This is a genomic window from Citreimonas sp., assembly GCF_042096055.1.
Classification (GTDB): domain Bacteria; phylum Pseudomonadota; class Alphaproteobacteria; order Rhodobacterales; family Rhodobacteraceae; genus Citreimonas.
Genome location: NZ_JBELMH010000067.1, coordinates 1 through 19,840, shown reverse-complemented (window position 1 = coordinate 19,840; position 19,840 = coordinate 1). Strand labels below are relative to the sequence as shown.

Below are 19,840 nucleotides of genomic sequence, written 5' to 3'. Positions count from 1 at the left end.
CTACATCAACGACCGCAAGCTGCCCGACAAGGCGATCGACGTGATCGACGAGGCCGGCGCCGCGCAGCACCTGGTTGCGCAGTCCAAGCGCCGCAAGTCCATCGGCACCAAGGAGATCGAGGCGGTCGTCGCCAAGATCGCCCGCATCCCGCCGAAGAATGTCAGCAAGGACGACGCCGAGGTGCTCAAGGACCTCGAGGCGACGCTCAAGCGCGTGGTCTTCGGGCAGGACGACGCCATCGTCGCGCTTTCCTCGGCGATCAAGCTGGCCCGCGCGGGCCTGCGCGAGCCCGAGAAGCCGATCGGCAACTACCTGTTCGCCGGCCCGACCGGCGTCGGCAAGACCGAGGTGGCCAAGCAATTGGCGGACAGCCTGGGCGTCGAACTGCTGCGCTTCGACATGTCGGAATACATGGAGAAGCACGCGGTCAGCCGTCTGATCGGCGCGCCTCCGGGCTACGTGGGCTTCGACCAGGGCGGTCAGCTGACCGACGGCGTGGACCAGCACCCGCACTGCGTGCTGCTGCTCGACGAGATCGAGAAGGCGCACCCGGATGTCTACAACATCCTGCTGCAGGTGATGGACCACGGCTCGCTCACCGACCATAACGGCCGGACAGTGGACTTCCGCAACGTGATCCTGATCATGACCTCGAACGCGGGTGCGACCGAGCAGGCCAAGGCGGCCATTGGCTTCGGCCGCGACCGCCGCGAGGGCGAGGACACCGCTGCGATCGAGCGCACGTTCACGCCGGAATTCCGCAACCGTCTGGACGCGGTGATCAGCTTCAAGCCGCTTCCGAAAGAGGTCATCCTCTCGGTCGTCGAGAAATTCGTGCTTCAGCTGGAAGCGCAGCTCATGGACCGCAACGTGACCATCGAGCTGACGCGCCCTGCCGCGGAATGGCTGGCCGACAAGGGCTACGACGACAAGATGGGCGCACGTCCGCTGGGTCGCGTGATCCAGGAGCACATCAAGAAGCCGCTGGCCGAGGAACTGCTGTTCGGCAAGCTGACAAAGGGCGGCATCGTCCGCGTGACGGTCGAGGATGGCGAGCTGAAGCTGAACCTCGAAGGACCGGACCGCGCCCGGCTGTCTTCGAAGAAACCGCCGCTGCTGACCGCCGAGTAGGCGCGACGGCCAAGGCCAGACCAAAACGACACTCAGCCGCGGCATCGCCCGCGGCTGAGTTCTTTCCAGACCGGGCTATCGCCAGCTATGGGCTGTTCCGACGATGTCGGTGGCGGCGCGACATCTTCGTCGCAAGCTCCATCCGCTTATCAGAAGCAGGCGATACTCCGCCGACATGTCGGGCGGCTGAGCCGATCGGTCGGGCGTCAACCACCGGGGACGCCGCGTCGGATGCCTGGACGCGGCGATTTTGCCCTGTTTCCCCGGCTTCACGCGCGCTATCAACGCGTCCAGACGCAGCGCGCGGCCCGGCCGCGCCCGACATGGGAAGAGGAAGCCAATGAAGGTACTGGTACCTGTCAAGCGCGTGATCGACTACAACGTGAAGGTCCGCGTCAAGGCGGACGGCTCGGGGGTCGATCTCGCCAACGTCAAGATGTCGATGAACCCGTTCGACGAGATCGCGGTCGAGGAAGCCATCCGCCTGAAGGAGGCCGGCAAGGCCGACGAGGTGGTCGCCATGTCGATCGGCGTCAAGCAGGCGCAGGAAACGTTGCGCACAGCACTCGCCATGGGCGCCGACCGGGCGATCCTGATCGTGGCCGCGGACGACGTGCACACCGACATCGAGCCGCTGGCCGTCGCCAAGATCCTTGCCAAGGTGATCGAGGACGAGCAGCCGGGCCTCGTGATCTGCGGCAAGCAGGCGATCGACAACGATCTGGGCGCGACCGGCCAGATGCTGTCGGCGCTGCTGGGCTGGAGCCAGGCGACCTACGCCAACAAGGTCGACATCGACGGCGACCACGCGGTGGTCACGCGCGAGGTCGATGGCGGCCTGCAGACCATCAAGGTGAAGATGCCCACCGTCATTACCACCGACCTGCGCCTGAACGAGCCGCGCTACGCCTCGCTTCCGAACATCATGAAGGCGAAGAAGAAGCCGCTGGACGAGAAGACTGCCGCCGATCTCGGCGTCGACGTGACACCCCGTCTGACCGTGGTCGAGACCGCCGAGCCCGCCGAACGCGCGGCCGGCATCAAGGTCGGTTCGGTCGACGAGCTGGTGGCGAAGCTCAAAGAAGCAGGAGCTGTGTGATGGCCGTACTTCTGATTGCAGAGATCAACGACGGCGTGCTGGCCGTCGACGCGACCTCGAAGGCGATGACCGCCGCCGCGCAACTGGGCGACGTGACCGTGCTCTGCGCCGGCGCCAAGGCCAAGGACGCCGCCGCCGAGGCCGCCAAGCTGACGGGCGCCGCCAAGGTGATCGTGGCCGAGGACGCGCTTTACAGCCACCGCCTGGCCGAACCCGTCGCCGACCTGATCGTCGGCATGGCCGGCGATTACAGCCACATCGTCGCGCCTGCGACCACGGACGCGAAGAACATCCTGCCGCGCGTGGCCGCGCTGCTTGACGTGATGGTGATCACCGACGTGACCAAGGTCATCGACGCCGACACGTTCGAGCGCCCGGTCTATGCCGGAAACGCCATGCAGACGGTGAAATCGTCGGACGGCACCAAGGTGCTGTCGGTGCGCACGTCGACCTTCGACGCGGCCGCGATGGACGGCTCGGCCAGCGTCCAGGACGTGGCCGCCGCAGGCGATCCGGGCCTGTCGGAATGGGTCGAGGACAAGCTGGCCGAAAGCGACCGCCCCGAACTGACCTCGGCCGGGATCGTCGTCTCCGGCGGGCGCGGCATCGGCTCGGAAGAGAACTTCGCCATCGTCGAGAAGCTGGCCGACAAGCTGGGCGCCGCCGTAGGCGCATCGCGCGCGGCCGTCGACTCGGGCTTCGCGCCGAACGACTGGCAGGTCGGCCAGACCGGCAAGGTCGTGGCGCCGGACCTCTACATCGCGCTCGGCATCTCGGGGGCGATCCAGCACCTCGCAGGGATGAAGGACAGCAAGGTCATCGTCGCGATCAACAAGGACGAGGACGCGCCGATCTTCCAGGTGGCCGATTACGGTCTCGTCGCCGACCTGTTCGAGGCCGTGCCCGAGTTGACCGAAAAGCTCTGAAGCAAAAGCCTCTGTGCTACCAGGCCCGCCCCTTCGGCGGGCCTTTTTCGTTTCGCCAGGCCGCCGAGGCTAGGCGCCGCGTGACAGCGCCGCCGTCAGGGGCCCGATCAGCGCCTCGGCCGCACGGTCATGCGCGGCGGCGCCCAGGCATTCCCGCGCCGCCGCGGCTTCGTGCGGGTGAAAGACCATGCCCCAGGTGGGGTCGGGGTCCGGCTCCGCTTCAACCTCGACGATGGCCGAGACCTTGTCCGCCAGACGGCGCAGCATCGCCCCGTCGGCCAGCGCGCCGCCGGCGGCTCCTTCGGATAACCGGATCAGGATGACCGGACCGCCGGCCGCTTCGATCAGGCCGGCCATCCGCCGCTCCCACGTGGCGCGAAGTTCGCGTAGCACGACGCCGTAGCGGCCGCGCGACACCGCCTCGAGCGTCGACAGCATGTGGCGCGTGTAGTGAAATTCGGTGAATTCGATCTCGGGGAACAGCGAGACCAGTGCATCGCTGGCGCGCAGGAAGCGGTCATTCCGGCGCGGATGCACGCTGTAATACGCGTTCGACAGGTTCTGCACGCCCATGACCTGCAACACGATCACGCGCGCGCCACGGATGACCGCCTGTGTCGCCGGATCGTTGAGGAACAGGTCGGCGCCGGCATTGACCGCGCCCAGGTTCACGCAGGCAAGGCCGATCTCGTCCTCGACCAGATCCGGGAAAGGCGCCGGCACGAACAGGCCGAACGTGTCCGTTCCGCCCACGAAGCCCACGTAATCGCCGTCCAGCTCCCGAGGCGGCCCGCGAAAGCGCACACGGCTGTCGCCGTACCGGCACAGATCGTAGTCGATCCCCGACCGCCCGAGATCCAGCACACCCATCGCATCACCATCGCGTCCACCGCGAACCGACCATCGGGGCGAAACCCGAACAAAGGATGAAACCGAAAATGCCGTCTATCCCGCGCGCCATCGCCTTGCAGGCCCCGCCCGGCCGGGCCTATGGTGCGCCGCGACAGCGAAAGGGTCCGCGATGGAGATCAAGAGCATCGGCGTCGTCGGCGCCGGCCAGATGGGCAACGGCATCGCGCACGTGATGTCGCTTGCCGGCTACGACGTCACGCTCAGCGACATCAGCCAGGACGCGCTCGACAAGGGCCTGTCCGTTATCACGAAGAACCTCGACCGGCAGGTCAGCCGCGAGAAGATCAGCCAGGCCGAACGCGACGAGGCGCTTGCGCGGATCCGCACGACGCTGACCCTGACCGACCTCGGCACGAGCGATCTGATCATCGAGGCCGCGACCGAGCGCGAGGACGTCAAGAACCAGATCTTCGACACGCTGAAGCCCGCGCTGGCCGAGCACACGATCCTGACCTCGAACACGTCGTCGATCTCGATCACGCGGCTGGCCTCGCGCACCGACCGACCGGAAAAGTTCATGGGCTTCCACTTCATGAACCCGGTGCCGGTGATGCAACTGGTCGAGCTGATCCGCGGCATCGCCACCGACCGCGACACCTACGAGGCATGCCTCGCCGTGGTCGAGAGGCTGGGCAAGACCGCCGCCTCGGCCGAGGATTTTCCCGCCTTCATCGTCAACCGCATCCTAATGCCGATGATCAACGAGGCGGTCTACACGCTCTACGAGGGCGTGGGCAACGTGAACTCGATCGACCAGTCGATGAAGTTGGGCGCGAACCACCCGATGGGGCCGCTGGAGCTGGCGGATTTCATCGGGCTCGACACGTGCCTCGCGATCATGAACGTCCTGCACGACGGCCTGGCGGACACCAAGTACCGCCCCTGCCCGCTTCTGACCAAGTATGTCGAGGCCGGCTGGCTCGGCCGCAAGACCGGACGCGGCTTCTACGATTACCGCGGCGAGACGCCCGTTCCGACCCGCTAGCGCGCGGTTCAAGGGACGGCGGGTGGGGCGATGTCCCGGCACGGAACGAGCGTCAGTCGCCGGATTGCTCTCGACCCAGGGAAAGCGTCGTGTCGCGCAGCCACGCGACGAAATCGCGCTGGCCCCCGGCGAAGGCGCGGACGGTCTCCGGAGCGATCGGCATGCCCACCACCGGGCTTTGCGGCTTGCCGCAGGCATGCACGACCTCGTGGATAAGCAGCCCCTGCCGCAGGGTCGGCGACAGCTTGTTCGCGATCTGGTACGCGCGAGAGTTCTGCCCCGGAAAGAACACCGGCACCACCGTCGCGCCTGACCGCTGGATCATTTTGGCGGTGAACGGGTTCCAGGGCGCCTCGATGGCCCGGCCGAACCAGTCCGCGCTGTGCGCGACGACGCCCGAGGGAAACAGCACGACCACGCCGCCCGCCTGCAGATGCGCCATCGCCCGCGCCCGCATGGCCAGACCCTGCTCGCGCGCGTCGGGTTCGTGCGGGAACGGCACCGGGATCATGAAGGTCTCGACCTCCTTCACCCCCGTCAGCAGCGACCGCGTGAGGATGCGGTAATCGGTGCGCACCCGCCCGATCAGGTCCGCCAGCACCATCCCGTCCACCAGCCCGTGGGGGTGGTTCGCCACCACGACGACGGGGCCCGTCTTCGGGATCCGCGCGATCTGCGACTGCGGCGTGTCCAGCCGGATGTCCATGATCCGCAGCGCCTGACGCCAAAAATCCTGTCCCTCGGCCGGCCCCATCCGCTCGAAGCGGCGCACCATGCGCAACAGAGACAGCTTGCCCGTCAGCCATTCGATCGCGCGGATCGTCCCGACCTTCCACGGGTTGGTGAAGGTGGTGGCGTAGCTCAGCTTGCGCTTGTCGTAGGGCGCGGCACCTGGCCGCGCCGGCGCGACGCGCGGCGCCGCCATGTCCGCGGCGATCACGACGGACCCCTCGGGGATCCGCCGCCGCGGGCCGCTCGGTGTCAGGAGTCTTCCCCGAAGCGGTTCGCGACCAGCGTCTCGATCGCCTCGGCAAGTGCCTCGGCGTCGGGCCCGCGCGTCTCGACCTCGATGGTGGTGCCTTTGGCGGCGGCCAGCATCAGCAGCCCCATGATGCTGTCGCCCGAGGCCCGCATGCCGTCGCGCGCCACTTCGGCCGAGGACTGATACGTCTCAACCACCTCGACCAGTTTCGCCGAGGCGCGGGCATGCAGCCCCTTCTCGTTCACGATCCGCAAGGCGCGTCGCGCGCATTGTGACATCAGCGGCCCCTCCTCCGGCCCCGGTTCGACGGCCTAGGGAAATTCCGGGGTGATGTTCTGGCTGTCAATGTATTTCCGCCCGGCTTCGAGCGCAGCGCCGACCGCGTCGTTGACCGACTTGCGGCGCGAGCGCGCCAGCTTGATCAGCAAGGGCAGGTTCGCGCCGTAGAGGATCCGGCGGTTTTCCGGGGCGCAGGCCCGCAGGCTCAGGTTCGAGGGAGAGCCGCCGAACATGTCGGTCACGATAACCACCCCATGGCCGGCATCCACCGAATCCGCCGCTGCGCAGATCTCGTCCTGCTTGCGCGAGCGGTCGCAATCCGCCTCGATCGAGATCGCCTGGATGGCGGTCTGCGGACCCATCACATGCTCGACCGCCGCGAGGTATTCGCGGGCCAGTCCTCCGTGGGCGACGATCACGATCCCGATCACCGGACAGCCTTTTCGTGTTCTTCCGGCACGCGCGCCCCCGGTGCGTACAGACCGCGGCGCTCGAGCTCGCGGTGCCGAGTTGACACCCGCCAGCCATCCGCCGCAAGGGCCTGCCCGATGGTTTCCGTCATCGCCACCGATCGGTGCTTACCGCCGGTACAGCCGAAACCCAGCGTCAGGTGCGCCTTGCCCTCGGCGGCGGCCTCGGGCAACACGAAGCGGATCAGCCCCAGCAGGTGCGACACGAACGCCGCGTGCCGCGGATCGGCAGCGACGTAGGCCGCCACCGCGTCGTACAGCCCCGTATGCGGACGCAGCTCGGGCTGCCAGTGCGGGTTGCTCAGGAAGCGGCAGTCGAACGCCATGTCCAGGCCGCGCGGCAAGCCGTGCTTGTAAGAGAACGACTCCAGCGAGATCGCCATGCCCAGCCCGGCCGAGGCCGCGAACCACGGCTCCAGCGTCGAGCGCAGGTCGTGCGGGGTCAGGTGCGTGGTGTCGACGATGATGTCGGCGCTGGGACGCACCTCTTCGAACAGCGCGAATTCGCGCAGGATGCCGTCGCGCGGCGTGCCCTCGGGCGCCATCGGATGGCGACGGCGCGTCTCGGAATAACGCCGTTCCAGCACGTCCGCGTCGCAGTCGAGATAGAGCAGGTCGACCTTCACCCCCGGCGCCGCCGACAGCATGCGCTGCAGGTCCAGCACGCCCTTGGCGCTGAAATCGCGGTTGCGCGTATCGATGCCCAGGGCAAGCGGCCGCAGCGGCTGGAACGGGCCCTCGACCAGCCGCGGGATCAGCGTCAGCGGAATGTTGTCGATCGCCTCGTAGCCGAAATCCTCGAGCGCGTTGATCGCGGTCGCCCGCCCGGCGCCCGAGGGGCCGGTGACCAGCACGACACGCATCTTGTCCTGAACCGCCATGTTCATGTTTCCCTTCCGGCGTTCAGATATTGGCGAAGCGCCGCGGGAAAAGAGGCATGCGCGCAGTTGTGAATGAGCGCAACGGCAACCCCGAGGATATCCGTCACGCGATGCGGCGGCAGGCGCTCGGTCTCGGGGGTGTCCAGATCGACCACCGCAACCAGCGTGGCGTCGCGGACAGCCTCGGCGTTCAGGATGCCGACGCCGCGCGCCTCGATCCGACCGCGGATCGTGTCGGGCGCGTTCAGGTGCACCTGCGCGCCCGCACGGCTGACGACGGTGCGGTCGTCGGATACGAGGCTCACGCCCAGGGCCATCAATTGAAGCGCGAGACCGGACTTGCCGCTGCCCGATGCGCCCCGGATCAGCAGGCCTCGGCCGTTCAGGGCGACGGCGCTGGCATGAAGGGTGGCGGGCTGCGGGTCCATCGTCACAGCGGCAGGCCGACGACGAAGCGCGCGCCCAGCGGCTCCGATGTGATGTCGGCCTCGGTCGGGCGGATGTTCTCGGCCCAGATCACGCCGCCATGCGCCTCGACGATCTGCTTCGAGATCGCCAGGCCAAGGCCCGAGTTGTTGCCGAACTCGGCCTGCGGGCGCGAGGTGTAGAAGCGCTTGAAGATCTTGGTCAGGCTGTCCTCGGGGATGCCGGGGCCTGTATCCTCGACCACAACCAGCACGCGGTTCTCGCGCCGGCGGACCCAGACGCGGATCGCGTCGCCGTCCTCGCAGAAGCTGATCGCGTTCGAGATCAGGTTGACGAAGACCTGCGCCAGCCGCGCCTCGAGCCCCTGGATCGCGATGGGACGCGGCGGCAGGTCGGTGATGAACTCGATCCCCTTCGTCTCGGCGTCATGGCCGAGGAAATCGGTGATGTTGCCCAGCATCTCGAGCAGGTTGAACTCCTGCTCCTCCTCCTTGACCAGTTCGGCATCCAGGCGCGATGCATTCGAGATGTCGCTGACCAGCCGGTCGAGGCGGCGCACGTCATGCTCGATCACGTCCAGCAGGCGGCTGCGATGCTCCTCCTTCTTGACCATGCGCAGCGAACCCACGGCCGAACGCAGGCTGGCCAGCGGGTTCTTGATCTCGTGTGCCACGTCCGCGGCGAACTGCTCGTTCCCGTCGATCCGGTCGTAGAGCGCCGAGACCATGCCGCGCAACGCGCCCGACAGGCGCCCGATCTCGTCCGGGCGCGCGGTCAGGTCGGGAATGCGGATGCGGCCCGGCGTGCGCGCCCGGCGGTTGCGGTCGCGGCCGATCTCGGCGGCGTCGGCCAGGTCCGAGATCGGATTGGCGATGGTCGAGGCGAGCACGAGGCTGAGCCCGATCGACACCAGCGTCGCGACCACGAACATCTGCAGGACACGCTCGCGCTCGGCGCTGACGGCGGCGTCGATCTCGTGCGCGGGCGATACCAGCGCGACGCTGCCCAGAAACGCGCCGTCCTTCCGGATCGGGCTGAAGGCGTAATACCGTGCCCCGCCGGCGGTGCCGGCGGCCTCGACCCGCGTGACGGTGGGATCGCCGTCCTCGAGCATCAGGCGCAGGCGATCCTCGAGCACGTAGACCGGCTGAGGCGCGAACCACGAGAACGCACCGTCCGCCATTTTCCAGACGCGGTCGAGGAAGTCGGAGATCAGCGTCGGCTGCCCCTCGCCCTCGGTCACCGGCACGAGCGGCTGGGCGGTCCCGGTCGCCTCGGCGACCAGCGCCTGTTCGGCGTTGTAGACCAGCACCTCCGAGCCTTCGCGCAGGCCAAGGCGGTCGAGGATGGTGGCGGGCTGGAAACCTTCCGGGTCCGCCAGCACCGTCGCGCCACCTGGCAGCGCGGCCTCGATTACCGAAGCGACCAGCGTCACCTCGGTCTGCAGCGCGTTCACCTTCTGCACCGCAAGCGAGTCGCGCGATCCGTCGAGCCACAGGATGCCCGCCGCCAGGATGTTCAGCGCGATCAGGTTGAACGTGATGATCTTGCGCGTCAGCGGCGAGCGGTTGAGCGTCAGCCGCGAACGGCGCGCGCGGGTGTCGCGCAACTCTTTCTCGACCGTGGTGTCGGGCGCGATCCAGTCGTCGCCAAGCACGATTTCGGCGTCCCGCCGAGCCCGTCTATCGTCCCCCGTGTGGATTTGCTCGGCCAAGGCCATGGATCACTCTTCGTTGTAGCGGTACCCGATGCCGTACAGCGTCTCGATCGCCGAGAAATCCGGATCGACCGCGCGCATCTTCTTGCGCAGGCGCTTGATGTGGCTGTCGATGGTCCGGTCGTCGACGTAGACCTGGTCGTCGTAGGCCACGTCCATCAGCTGGTCGCGCGACTTGACGAAGCCGGGCCGCTGAGCCAGCGCCTGCAGCAGCAGGAACTCGGTCACGGTCAGCGACACGTCGCGTTCCTTCCACGTCACCGCGTGGCGCAGCGGGTCCATGGTCAGCGCGCCGCGGACCATCAGCTTGGCCTCTTCGCTCTCGCCGGTCTCGTCGGCGGCGACGGCCTCCTGCCGGCGCAGCAGGGCGCGGATCCGCTCGACCAGCAGACGCTGGCTGAACGGCTTCTTGACGTAGTCGTCGGCGCCCATCCGCAGGCCCAGCACCTCGTCGATCTCGTCGTCCTTCGAGGTCAGGAAGATCACCGGCATCTGCGATTTCTGGCGCACGCGCTGCAGCAGGTCCATGCCGTCCATGCGGGGCATCTTGATGTCGAATACCGCCATGTCGGGCATCTTCTTGTTGAAGGCGTCCAGCGCGGCCTGACCGTCGTGATAGGTCTCGACCTCGAAGCCTTCGGCCTCGAGCGTCATGGACACGGATGTCAGGATGTTCCTGTCATCGTCCACAAGGGCGATCTTCGACATAAGGGTTTTCCTATTCTGCTCTCGTTGCCAATAATTTTTGTCCAGTATGTGTGGGTTTTCCCTTTACAACAATCCCAAACACCGAATCAGGCCCCGAGCCTTCCGCATCGTGGCCGCAATTTCCCAAACGAATGACTAAAATGCCTCACCCCTTTTGCGGCTGCTAACGCTAAACCCGCGTTGGTTGCGCTAACCGTGTGTTTGCGTCCTGTTCACCCCGGAAAAGCCCGTGCTAAGGAACACTTGGCCAGCGCGCGGCGCTGTCTGTCGTGAAAGTGACGCCAGGTTCGTGGCCAATGCGCCGACCGGCGCGGCGAAGGGAGCGGTAGCATGACATCAGGACGGGTGAACCCGAATTTCCGGCTCGAGGATCAGGGCATCACGGGGCTGGGAGCGGTCCACTACAACCTGATGGAGCCCGCTCTGATCGAGCAGGCGCTGGCCCACGGCGAAGGCCGCCTCGGCAAGGGCGGCGCGTTCCTCGTGACCACCGGCACGTTCACCGGCCGGTCGCCGAAGGACAAGCACGTCGTCAAGACCGACAGCGTCGCCGACAGCATCTGGTGGGAGAACAACGCGGCCCAGAGCCCCGAGGGCTTCGACGCGCTTCTGGCCGACATGCTCGAGCACATGAAGGGCCGCGACTACTTCGTGCAGGACCTGATCGGCGGCGCCGATCCCGCGAACGCCATCGACGTACGCGTGATCACGGAGCTGGCGTGGCACGGGCTGTTCATCCGCCACATGCTGCGCCGCCCCGACCGCGAGGACCTGGACAGCTTCGTCGCCGACTGGACGATCATCAACTGCCCCAGCTTCAAGGCCACGCCGGCCAAGCACGACTGCCGCTCGGAAACCGTGATCTCGATGAACTTCGACAAGAAGATGATCCTGATCGCCAACACCGAGTACGCCGGCGAGAACAAGAAGTCGGTCTTCACGCTGCTGAACTACATCCTGCCGGAAAAAGGCATCATGCCGATGCACTGCTCGGCCAACCACGCGACCGGCAACCCGGTCGACACGGCCGTGTTCTTCGGCCTGTCGGGCACCGGCAAGACGACGCTGTCGGCCGATCCCGCGCGCACGCTGATCGGCGACGACGAGCATGGCTGGTCCGATCGCGGCACCTTCAACTTCGAGGGCGGCTGCTACGCCAAGACGATCAACCTCTCGCCCGAGGCCGAGCCCGAGATCTACGCCACGACCGAGAAGTTCGCGACGGTGATCGAGAACATGGTCTTCGACGAGGAGACCTTCGATCTCGACTTCGACGACGACAGCCTGACGGCGAACATGCGCTGCGCCTACCCGCTGCACTACATCAGCAACGCGTCCAAGACGGCGCTCGGCGGGCACCCGAAGAACATCATCATGCTGACCTGCGACGCCTTCGGGGTGCTGCCACCGATCGCGCGGCTAACCCCCGCGCAGGCGATGTACCACTTCCTGTCGGGCTTCACCGCCAAGGTCGCCGGGACCGAGCGTGGCGTGACCGAACCGCAGCCGACGTTCAGCACCTGCTTCGGCGCGCCCTTCATGCCGCGGCGGCCGGAAGTCTACGGCAACCTGCTGCGCGACAAGATTGCCAAGCACGGCGCCACCTGCTGGCTGGTCAACACCGGCTGGACCGGCGGCGCCTACGGCACCGGCCAGCGCATGCCGATCAAGGCGACGCGCGCGCTGCTGACCGCGGCGCTCAGCGGCGAACTCAACGACGCCGACTTCCGCAAGGACCCGAATTTCGGGTTCGAGGTGCCGGTGTCGGTCGAGGGCGTGCCCGACCTGCTGCTCGACCCGCGCAAGACCTGGGACGACAAGGCCGCCTACGACGCGCAGGCGGAAAAACTGGTGCAGATGTTCGCGGACAACTTCGCCCAGTACGTCCCTTATATCGACGAGGACGTGAAGGCCGCAGCCCTCGGCTGATGCGGGCCGCCTTCGCCCTTCTTGCCCTGTCTCTCGCCGCCCCGGTCTGTGCCGCGGGCGGCGATGTCGTTCCGGCGCAGGGCGACATCGACTACGGGCTGACCTTCGAGGAATACGGCGTGATCTGCGCCATCGACACAGAAGGCCAGCGGCTTGCGCCAGACACCGAAAGCGGCGTCGTCAATGTCATCCCGCAGGGCCGCGCCTTCGACGTGGTGACCGACGTCGTCCCGGCCGAGCCCGGCATCAGCTTCGGCATCCGCACCAGCGGCATGACGCCCGCGCTGCTGGCCGCGCGCATCGAGGTCACGCACCCGCCGATGGGCCGCAACGGTGTGACACGGCAGATCTGGGACTACGTGCCCGCCAACCCGTCGCTCAACCTCTTCACGTTCGAATATCCATACGAGGCCGTCGACGGCCGCTGGACCTTCCGCGTGCTGGGCGCCGACGGTACGGTTCTCGCCGCACAGCGCTTCACGGTGACCACTCTGGACCGCGCGACCGAGGTGGCGCAGACGTGCTTCGGGACGGACTACGTCTCCTGATCTGCCTCGCACCTGATCAGCCTACCCACATCCTGCGAAGGCGGCTTGATCGTCCACAACTTATTGCGGCTGTCACCGTTATTTCGCTTTACAGGGCCCGGCCGACACAGGCACCATATGTGGTAAGGGCCGGGGCACCGCCCGCAGGTCCTTGAACAGGCACCGAGCGCTGGGGCGCAAAGCACCCGGCGCACCAACCAACGAGGTAGCGGCATGGCCCTGTCCGAGCATTTCGCAAGCGAAGACCTGCACCCGATCGACATCGTCGAACACCTGGCCGAGCATCACGACTGGGAATTCGACCGCATCGGCGAGGACCAGATCGCCATGGCCGTCGAAGGCCAGTGGCGCACCTATTCGATCACGCTCGCCTGGTCGGACCACGACGACATGCTGCGGATCGTCTGCACCTTCGAGATGGAGCCGCCGCTCGACCGGATGGCGGTGCTGCATGAAGGCCTGAACGCGATCAACGACCAGTGCTGGGCCGGCAGCTTCAGCTACTGGGGCAAGGAACAGCTGATGGTGTTCAAGTACGGGCTGCTGCTGTCGCGCGACACCGTCGCCTCGGCCGACCAGATCGACCGCATGATCACCGTCGCCGTCGCCAACGCCGAGCGGTACTACCCCGCGTTCCAGCTGATGTGCTGGACCGACAAGACGCCCGACCAGGCGCTGCAGATCGCCATCGCCGAGGCCTACGGCCGCGCCTGAAGGACTGAAACATCGCATCGACACGGACGGCGCCCGCGGGGCGCCGTTTGCGTTTGGGCTGTCCGCCCCGCGTCACCCGACGGGCGCGTCCGTTCCGATCTCGGGCAGGCGTGGCGCCGCAGCCATCAGGGTCTGCGTGTAGGCGTGGCGCGGCGTGTCGAAGACGGTGTCCGTGGGGCCATGCTCGACGATCTCGCCGGCCTGCATGACCATCACCCGGTCGGTGATCCCCCGCACCACGCTCAGGTCGTGGCTGATGAAGAGGTAAGCCAGCCCGAACCGCGTGCTCAGATCTGCCACGAGGTCCAGGATCCGTGCCCGCACGCGCACGTCCAGCGCCGACACCGCCTCATCGAAGATCAGCAGGTCGGGCCGGATGATCAGCGCCCGCGCGATCGCCAGCCGCTGGCGCTGGCCGCCGGAGAAGGCGTGGATCGTCCGGTCGGCGACCGAGGGGTCGAGGCCCACAGCGTCCAGCGCCTCGGCCACGGCGTCATCGCGCGCGGCGCCCTTGGGCGGATCGTCGAGCAGGTGGAACGGCTCAGTGATCAGGCGGCGCACCCGGTGGCGGGGGTTGAAGCTGGCATAGGGGTCCTGGAAGACCACCTGCATCCGGCGCCGCGCCGTGGCGTCCGTCGCCACATCGGCTCCACCCAGCGTGATCGCGCCGCTCTGCAGTGGCTCAAGACCCAGGATCGCGCGCGCCAGCGTGGACTTGCCGCAGCCGGATTCGCCGACCAGCCCGACACGCTCGCCCGCGCGGATGTCGAAGCTGACGCCGCGCACGGCCTCGAAGCGCGGCGCCGGTCCCAGAAGGCGCGCCCGCGGCAGGGCATAGCTGCGCCGCGCATCGCGCACCTGAAGCAGTGGCGCGCCGGGCGGGCGCGGCGGCAGGCTGGCCCGGTGGCGCGACGCCTCGAACAGCGCGCGCGTGTAGGGGTGGCGCATCTCGCGGAACAGCCGGTTTGCGGGCGCGTCCTCGACGATGCGGCCCTCGGTCATCACGGCGATGCGGTCGGCCATGTCGGCCACGACAGCCAGGTCGTGCGTGATCATCATCAGCGCCATGCCGTCCTCCTGCACCAGCCGGCGCAGCAGTCCGAGGATGCGCGCCTGCGTGGTCACGTCCAGCGCGGTGGTCGGCTCGTCCGCGATCAGCAGGGCGGGGCGCAGCGCGATTGCCATGGCGATGCCCACGCGCTGCCGCTGCCCGCCCGACAGCTCGTGCGGGTAACGCCCGGGCGGCATGCGCTCGGGCGGCAGGCCGACGCGGGCCAGCGTCTCGGCCGCGCGGGCGCGGACCGCGTCGCGCGGGGTGCCGGGCGCGTGGATGCGGATCGTTTCGGCCACCTGGTCGCCGATGGTGCGCACGGGGTTCAGCGCGGTCATCGGCTCTTGGAAGATCATCCCGATCTCGGCGCCGCGGACCTTGCACATGGCGCGGTCGTCCAGTGCCAGCAGATCGCGCCCGGCCAGACGCACCGCGCCCGAGACACGCGCGCCCTGCGGCAGCAGGCCCATCGTCGCCAGCGCGGTCATCGTCTTGCCCGACCCGGACTCGCCCGTCAGCGCGACGATCTCGCCCGGCGCGATGGCAAGGCCGACCTCGGACAGGACCGGCCTGCCGGCGAGGATTACACTTAGGTCCCGAAGCTCGAGCAGCGGCGCGCCATGCTCCGGCATCGGCTGCGAGGGGCGCTGGCCCTCGTCCTCCCCGGGGTATTTGACAGCAGAAGAAGTCGTAGTGTCGCTCATGCGCGCACCGCGTTCAGTCGCGGGTCCAGCCGGTCGCGCAGCCCGTCGCCCAGCAGGTTCAGGCCGAGGACCATCAGCACGATGGCGAGGCCCGGGATGATCGCCACGTGCGGCGCCAGGCTGACCATCGTCTGCGCGTCGGCCAGCATGCGGCCCCAGCTGGGAACGGGCGGCTGCGCGCCCAGCCCGACATAGCTGAGGCCCGCCTCGGCCAGGATGCCCAGGCTGAACTGGATCGTGCCCTGCACGATCAGCAGGTTCGCGAGGTTGGGCAGCACGTGCTCGACGCTGATGCGGGGGCCGCGCTTGCCGGCGACGCGGGCGGCCATGATGAACTCGCGGCTCCACAGCGCTATCGCCGCCCCGCGCGTAAGGCGGGCAAAGACGGGGATGTTGAAAATCCCGATGGCGAGGATCGCGTTGACGGCGCCGGGGCCGAAGATCGCGGTGATCAGGATCGCGATGACCAGCGACGGGAAGGCGAAGACTAGGTCCGAGCCGCGCGAGATGACCTCGTCCAGCCAGCCGCCGCGGTTGGCAGCAGCGGTCAGGCCCAGCGGCACGCCGATCCCCATGCCGATGCCCACGGCGACCAGCGCCACCGCGATCGAGGTGCGCGCGCCGACCATGATCATGCTCAGCATGTCGCGGCCGAAATGATCGGTGCCCAGCCAGTGCTCGGCCGAGGGCCCTTGCAGGCGGGCGGCGATGTTCATCGCCTCGACGTCGCCCGGGGTCCAGAGGAACGACAGCCCCGCTGCGGCCACGAACAGCGCGGTCAGCGCGGCGCCGGCAATCAGGCCGCGGCTCATGCCCGGCGCCTCAGGCGCGGGTCGACGGCGACGTAGGCGAGGTCGACGGCGAAGTTCACGACGATGACGGCAAAAACCAGCAGCATGACCACGGATTCAACCACGATCAGGTCGCGCTGGGTGATCGCCTGGAAGATCAGTCGCCCGAGGCCGGGCAGGTAGAACACCTGCTCGATGATGATCGCGCCCGCGAGCAGGAAGGCGAATTGCAGGCCGAGGATGGTCAGCACCGGGATCAGCGCGTTGCGGACCCCGTGACGCCACAGGGCCTGTGGCATCGTCAGGCCCTTCGCGCGGGCGGTGCGGATGAAATCCTCGCCCAGCACGTCGATCAGGGCCGAGCGCATGACCCGCGCGAGGATCGCGGCCTGCGGCAAGGCCAGCGCGATGGCCGGCAGGGTCAGCGCCTTGATCGCCGCCAGCGGGTCGTCCCAGCCCGGGAAACCGCCGGCGCTGAACCAGCCGAGGTTGATCGCGAAAAGAAGCACCAGCAGCATGGCGAACCAGAAGTTCGGCACTGCGACGCCTAGCTGGGTGGCGCCCATCACCGCCACGTCGGGGCCGCGGCCGCGGCGGGCGGCGGCGATCAGCGCGGCGGGAAAGGCGATCGCGGTCGAGAGGGCAAGGGCATAGAGCGCCAGCGGCAGCGAGACCCAGAGCCGGTCGGCGACCATCTGCGCCACCGGGGTGCGGTAGGTGTAGGAGGTGCCGAAATCGCCCACGGCCATGCCGCCCAGCCAGTCGAGGTATCGCTGCCATTTGGGCACGTCGAGGCCCAGTTCGGCGCGCAGGGCGGCGACGGTGTCGGGCTGGGCGTTGATCCCCAGCATGAAGCGGGCGGGGTCGCCGGGGGCGATCTCGACCACCGCGAAAATGACCGCCGAGGCGACCAGCAGGCTGATCGCGAGCGAGATCAGGCGTTTGACGGCGTAGGCCAGCATGGCGTCACGGTAGGGCCGCGCCGATGCGGGGTCCAGCGGCAAAAATCGGGGTGCGGTGCGGGGTGTCCCACGATGGGACACGACTTCGCCCTAGTAAAATCAATGGCTTGCAGAGACGGATTTACCATTCGTCAACGAACAAGCCGTGAGACGGGACGTGCGAAGCCGGACCGGGGGCGGGTCATGGCGCTGCGAGCGGCCGGAAACTGGGAGCGCCGCCAACGGCAAAGGCAACAGCCCGCCGCGCGGGAACGCGGCGGGCTGCGTTAAAGTCCGGGCTGACGCGTGCGCGTCGGCTCAGTTGTTGTCCGACTGCCCGTCGGTGGAGTCGTCGGAGCCGCTGTCGTCGGAGCCTTCGGTGCCCATGTCGTCCGAGCTGTCGTCGGTGCCGGTGTCGCTGCCGGACGCGTCATCGGTCGAGCCCGACGTGTCCGAGCCGGTGGTGCCGCCGGTCGAGCCGGAGTCGGTCGCGCCGCCGGTAGTGCCGGTCTGGCCCTGGCCGCCGGTCTGGGGATCGATCGGGTTGCCCGTCGGATCATAGAACACCACGTCGGCACCCTCGCGCAGGCGGGTCTGGATGTCCTGCATGGCCTGCTGACGCAGGAATTGCTCGATCTGCGGACGGACCTGCGCCAGCGGCGGCAGGTTCTGCTGCCCTTCGGCGACCGCCTGGTCATAGGTCTGCTGGACCGCCTCGTCGGTCACCGCGCCTTCCATCTCGCGCTGCAGCCAGATCTGGACCAGTGCATTGTCTTCGGTGGTCTGGGCCTCGCGTTCGACCAGCGCGATCACCTCGGGATCGTCCTGAAGGTTCTGGCTGCGCGCCTCGGCGAGCACCAGTTCACGCAGGATCAGCTGTTCCAGCGCCATCGGGATGAGCATCTGCGGCGGCTGCTGCTGCATCTGCGGCGGCAGCGCGCCGATCGCGCTCATCAGATCCGAGCCGCGGATCTCGGTGCCGCCGACGGTTGCAACGACGGCGTCGGGCTGCTGGCCATCGGCCCCGTCAGAGCCGTCCATCGACTGGGCGGTGCCGTCACCGGCAGCGGTCGTGCCGTCCTCGGCCTCGGCCGCGGCGTCGGCCTGCGTCTGGTTCTGCGCGATCTGGCCGGTCTGGGTCTGTTCCGTCTGCGCGAAGGCGGGTCCTGTCGCGAAGGGGATCGCGAATAGCGCGGCGATGGCGGTGCCGCGCAGGAATGCGTTGGGCGTCTTCATGTCAATCTCCTCTCTATTTCCTTCCGTTCAGACGGCCAACAGACAACGCGGCGCCCTGTTCCGAACGAGGCGCGACGCGCGTCGGTCACGAAACGGCGACCGGCGGGGGGTGCCCGCGCACGACGCCCTTTCACGGGCGCGGCGTTGCGGCTATAGGCCAGCCATGCAGAATCCCCCCGATCTTCGCCCGGACCTGTCGCGCGCGCGGCTGACCGAGACGCGCCGCCCCGGCCAACCCACCATCGGCATGGTCAGCCTCGGCTGTCCCAAGGCGCTGGTCGACTCCGAGCGCATCCTCACGCGCCTGCGGGCCGAAGGGTACGGCATCTCGGCGGACTATTCCGGCGCCGATGCGGTGATCGTGAACACCTGCGGCTTCCTCGATTCGGCCAAGGCGGAAAGTCTGGACGCGATCGGCGAGGCGCTGGCCGAGAACGGCCGCGTGATCGTCACCGGCTGCCTGGGCGCCGAGCCCGACTACATCACCGGCGCGCATCCCAAGGTGCTGGCGGTGACCGGCCCCCACCAGTACGAGCAGGTGCTGGACGCGGTGCACGTGGCGGTGCCGCCCAAGCCGGATCCGTTCATCGACCTGCTGCCGGCGCAGAACGTCAGCCTCACGCCGCGGCACTACAGCTATCTCAAGATCGCCGAGGGCTGTAACCACAAGTGCAAGTTCTGCATCATCCCCGACATGCGCGGGAAACTGGTCAGCCGCCCGCACAAGGCGGTGATGCGCGAGGCCGAGAAGCTGGTCGAGGCCGGGGTGCGCGAGCTGCTGGTGATCTCGCAGGACACCAGCGCCTACGGCACCGACTGGAAGGACCGCGCGGCGAAGTTCCCGTTCCTCGACCTGGCGCGCGATCTTGGCACGCTGGGGGCCTGGGTGCGGATGCACTACGTCTATCCCTATCCGCATGTGCGCGACCTGATCCCGATGATGGCGCAGGGGATGGAGGCGGGCGTGCTGCCCTATCTCGACATCCCGTTCCAGCACGCGCACCCCGACACGCTGCGCCGCATGGCGCGCCCGGCGGCGGCGGAACGCACGCTGGACGAGATCGCCGCCTGGCGAGCCGCGTGCCCGGGGATCGCCCTGCGCTCGACCTTCATCGTGGGCTATCCGGGCGAGACCGAGGACGAGTTCCAGACCCTGCTCGACTGGCTCGACGAGGCGCAGCTGGATCGCGTGGGCTGCTTCCAGTACGAGGACGTCGCCGGCGCGCGGTCGAACGTGCTGCCCGATCACGTCGCCGACGAGGTCAAGCAGGAGCGCTGGGAGCGCTTCATGGAAAAGGCGCATGCGATTTCCGAGGCGAAGCTGGCGGCCAAGGTGGGCACGCTGCAGCAGGTCATCGTCGACGACGTGGACGAGGACGGCATCGCCACCTGCCGCACGCGGGCGGATG

The 19,840-nt window shown here is 68.0% G+C and carries 20 protein-coding genes; 8 read left to right on the top strand and 12 right to left on the bottom strand.

The window, feature by feature from the left end:
- From ACFDTC_RS13795 to ACFDTC_RS13785, 3 genes are all read left to right on the top strand, one after another.
- The coding region (locus ACFDTC_RS13795) for an AAA family ATPase (RefSeq protein ID WP_375259463.1) at positions 1–1,132 on the top strand (1,132 nt) is incomplete at its 5' end.
- 340 nt (positions 1,133–1,472) lie between these two features.
- Complete coding sequence (locus ACFDTC_RS13790; protein WP_375259462.1) at positions 1,473–2,231, top strand: electron transfer flavoprotein subunit beta/FixA family protein; 759 nt, start codon at positions 1,473–1,475, stop codon at positions 2,229–2,231.
- Positions 2,231–3,157 carry an electron transfer flavoprotein subunit alpha/FixB family protein gene (locus ACFDTC_RS13785; protein WP_375259461.1) on the top strand — a complete coding sequence of 309 codons (927 nt, stop codon included), beginning with the start codon at positions 2,231–2,233 and terminating at the stop codon, positions 3,155–3,157. Before ACFDTC_RS13790 ends, ACFDTC_RS13785 begins: the two co-directional genes overlap by 1 nt.
- A 69-nt stretch (positions 3,158–3,226) precedes the next feature.
- Here ACFDTC_RS13785 and ACFDTC_RS13780 read toward each other — a convergent pair whose 3' ends face one another.
- The gene (locus tag ACFDTC_RS13780) at positions 3,227–4,027 is read right to left on the bottom strand and encodes a DUF6473 family protein (protein WP_375259460.1); all 801 of its coding nucleotides are present in this window, start codon (positions 4,025–4,027) and stop codon (positions 3,227–3,229) included.
- Between the two features lie 151 nt (positions 4,028–4,178).
- On the opposite strand from ACFDTC_RS13780, the gene ACFDTC_RS13775 reads away from it, so the two are divergent.
- A complete protein-coding gene (locus ACFDTC_RS13775; RefSeq protein ID WP_375259459.1) occupies positions 4,179–5,054 on the top strand; it encodes a 3-hydroxybutyryl-CoA dehydrogenase in 876 nt (291 codons plus the stop codon).
- 52 nt (positions 5,055–5,106) lie between these two features.
- On the opposite strand, the gene ACFDTC_RS13770 is transcribed toward ACFDTC_RS13775, so the two are convergent.
- The 7 genes from ACFDTC_RS13770 to ACFDTC_RS13740 are packed head-to-tail and all read right to left on the bottom strand — an operon-like array spanning position 5,107 to position 10,517.
- A complete protein-coding gene (locus ACFDTC_RS13770; RefSeq protein ID WP_375259464.1) occupies positions 5,107–5,979 on the bottom strand; it encodes a lysophospholipid acyltransferase family protein in 873 nt (290 codons plus the stop codon).
- A gap of 56 nt (positions 5,980–6,035) precedes the next feature.
- The gene (locus ACFDTC_RS13765) at positions 6,036–6,314 is read right to left on the bottom strand and encodes an HPr family phosphocarrier protein (RefSeq protein WP_375259458.1); all 279 of its coding nucleotides are present in this window, start codon (positions 6,312–6,314) and stop codon (positions 6,036–6,038) included.
- Between the two features lie 33 nt (positions 6,315–6,347).
- A complete protein-coding gene (locus tag ACFDTC_RS13760) occupies positions 6,348–6,746 on the bottom strand; it encodes a PTS sugar transporter subunit IIA (protein WP_375259457.1) in 399 nt (132 codons plus the stop codon).
- Positions 6,743–7,672, bottom strand: a complete 930-nt coding sequence (gene rapZ, locus ACFDTC_RS13755; RefSeq protein ID WP_375259456.1) for an RNase adapter RapZ — start codon at positions 7,670–7,672, stop codon at positions 6,743–6,745. Before rapZ ends, ACFDTC_RS13760 begins: the two co-directional genes overlap by 4 nt.
- Positions 7,669–8,094 carry an HPr kinase/phosphorylase gene (locus ACFDTC_RS13750; protein WP_375259455.1) on the bottom strand — a complete coding sequence of 142 codons (426 nt, stop codon included), beginning with the start codon at positions 8,092–8,094 and terminating at the stop codon, positions 7,669–7,671. Before ACFDTC_RS13750 ends, rapZ begins: the two co-directional genes overlap by 4 nt.
- 2 nt (positions 8,095–8,096) lie before the next feature.
- Positions 8,097–9,812, bottom strand: coding sequence for a sensor histidine kinase (locus ACFDTC_RS13745; RefSeq protein WP_375259454.1), 1,716 nt, complete (start codon positions 9,810–9,812; stop codon positions 8,097–8,099).
- A gap of 3 nt (positions 9,813–9,815) precedes the next feature.
- On the bottom strand, positions 9,816–10,517 hold the full coding sequence (locus ACFDTC_RS13740) for a response regulator (RefSeq protein WP_375259453.1): 702 nt from the start codon (positions 10,515–10,517) through the stop codon (positions 9,816–9,818).
- A gap of 330 nt (positions 10,518–10,847) precedes the next feature.
- On the opposite strand from ACFDTC_RS13740, the gene ACFDTC_RS13735 reads away from it, so the two are divergent.
- The 3 genes from ACFDTC_RS13735 to ACFDTC_RS13725 all read left to right on the top strand — a co-directional run bounded on the left by ACFDTC_RS13735 (position 10,848) and on the right by ACFDTC_RS13725 (position 13,708).
- Positions 10,848–12,446, top strand: a complete 1,599-nt coding sequence (locus tag ACFDTC_RS13735) for a phosphoenolpyruvate carboxykinase (RefSeq protein ID WP_375259452.1) — start codon at positions 10,848–10,850, stop codon at positions 12,444–12,446.
- On the top strand, positions 12,446–12,994 hold the full coding sequence (locus ACFDTC_RS13730; RefSeq protein WP_375259451.1) for a DUF3859 domain-containing protein: 549 nt from the start codon (positions 12,446–12,448) through the stop codon (positions 12,992–12,994). The genes ACFDTC_RS13735 and ACFDTC_RS13730 overlap by 1 nt, the downstream gene beginning before the upstream one ends.
- Before the next feature lie 213 nt (positions 12,995–13,207).
- Positions 13,208–13,708 (top strand): YbjN domain-containing protein, encoded by a 501-nt coding sequence (locus ACFDTC_RS13725; protein ID WP_375259450.1) that lies wholly within the window; start codon positions 13,208–13,210, stop codon positions 13,706–13,708.
- Between the two features lie 72 nt (positions 13,709–13,780).
- Here the strand turns inward: ACFDTC_RS13725 and ACFDTC_RS13720 are convergent, their stop codons facing one another.
- The 4 genes from ACFDTC_RS13720 to ACFDTC_RS13705 form a co-directional block, all read right to left on the bottom strand.
- A complete protein-coding gene (locus ACFDTC_RS13720) occupies positions 13,781–15,391 on the bottom strand; it encodes an ABC transporter ATP-binding protein (protein ID WP_375259449.1) in 1,611 nt (536 codons plus the stop codon).
- 68 nt (positions 15,392–15,459) lie between these two features.
- Positions 15,460–16,275 (bottom strand): ABC transporter permease, encoded by an 816-nt coding sequence (locus tag ACFDTC_RS13715; RefSeq protein ID WP_375259448.1) that lies wholly within the window; start codon positions 16,273–16,275, stop codon positions 15,460–15,462.
- Positions 16,272–17,216, bottom strand: coding sequence for an ABC transporter permease (locus tag ACFDTC_RS13710; RefSeq protein ID WP_375259447.1), 945 nt, complete (start codon positions 17,214–17,216; stop codon positions 16,272–16,274). The genes ACFDTC_RS13715 and ACFDTC_RS13710 overlap by 4 nt, the downstream gene beginning before the upstream one ends.
- A gap of 297 nt (positions 17,217–17,513) precedes the next feature.
- Positions 17,514–18,431 (bottom strand): hypothetical protein, encoded by a 918-nt coding sequence (locus tag ACFDTC_RS13705; RefSeq protein ID WP_375259446.1) that lies wholly within the window; start codon positions 18,429–18,431, stop codon positions 17,514–17,516.
- Between the two features lie 163 nt (positions 18,432–18,594).
- Between ACFDTC_RS13705 and rimO the strand changes: the two genes are divergently transcribed.
- Positions 18,595–19,840 (top strand): 30S ribosomal protein S12 methylthiotransferase RimO (gene rimO, locus ACFDTC_RS13700; protein ID WP_375259445.1); only part of this gene is annotated, 1,246 nt, incomplete at its 3' end.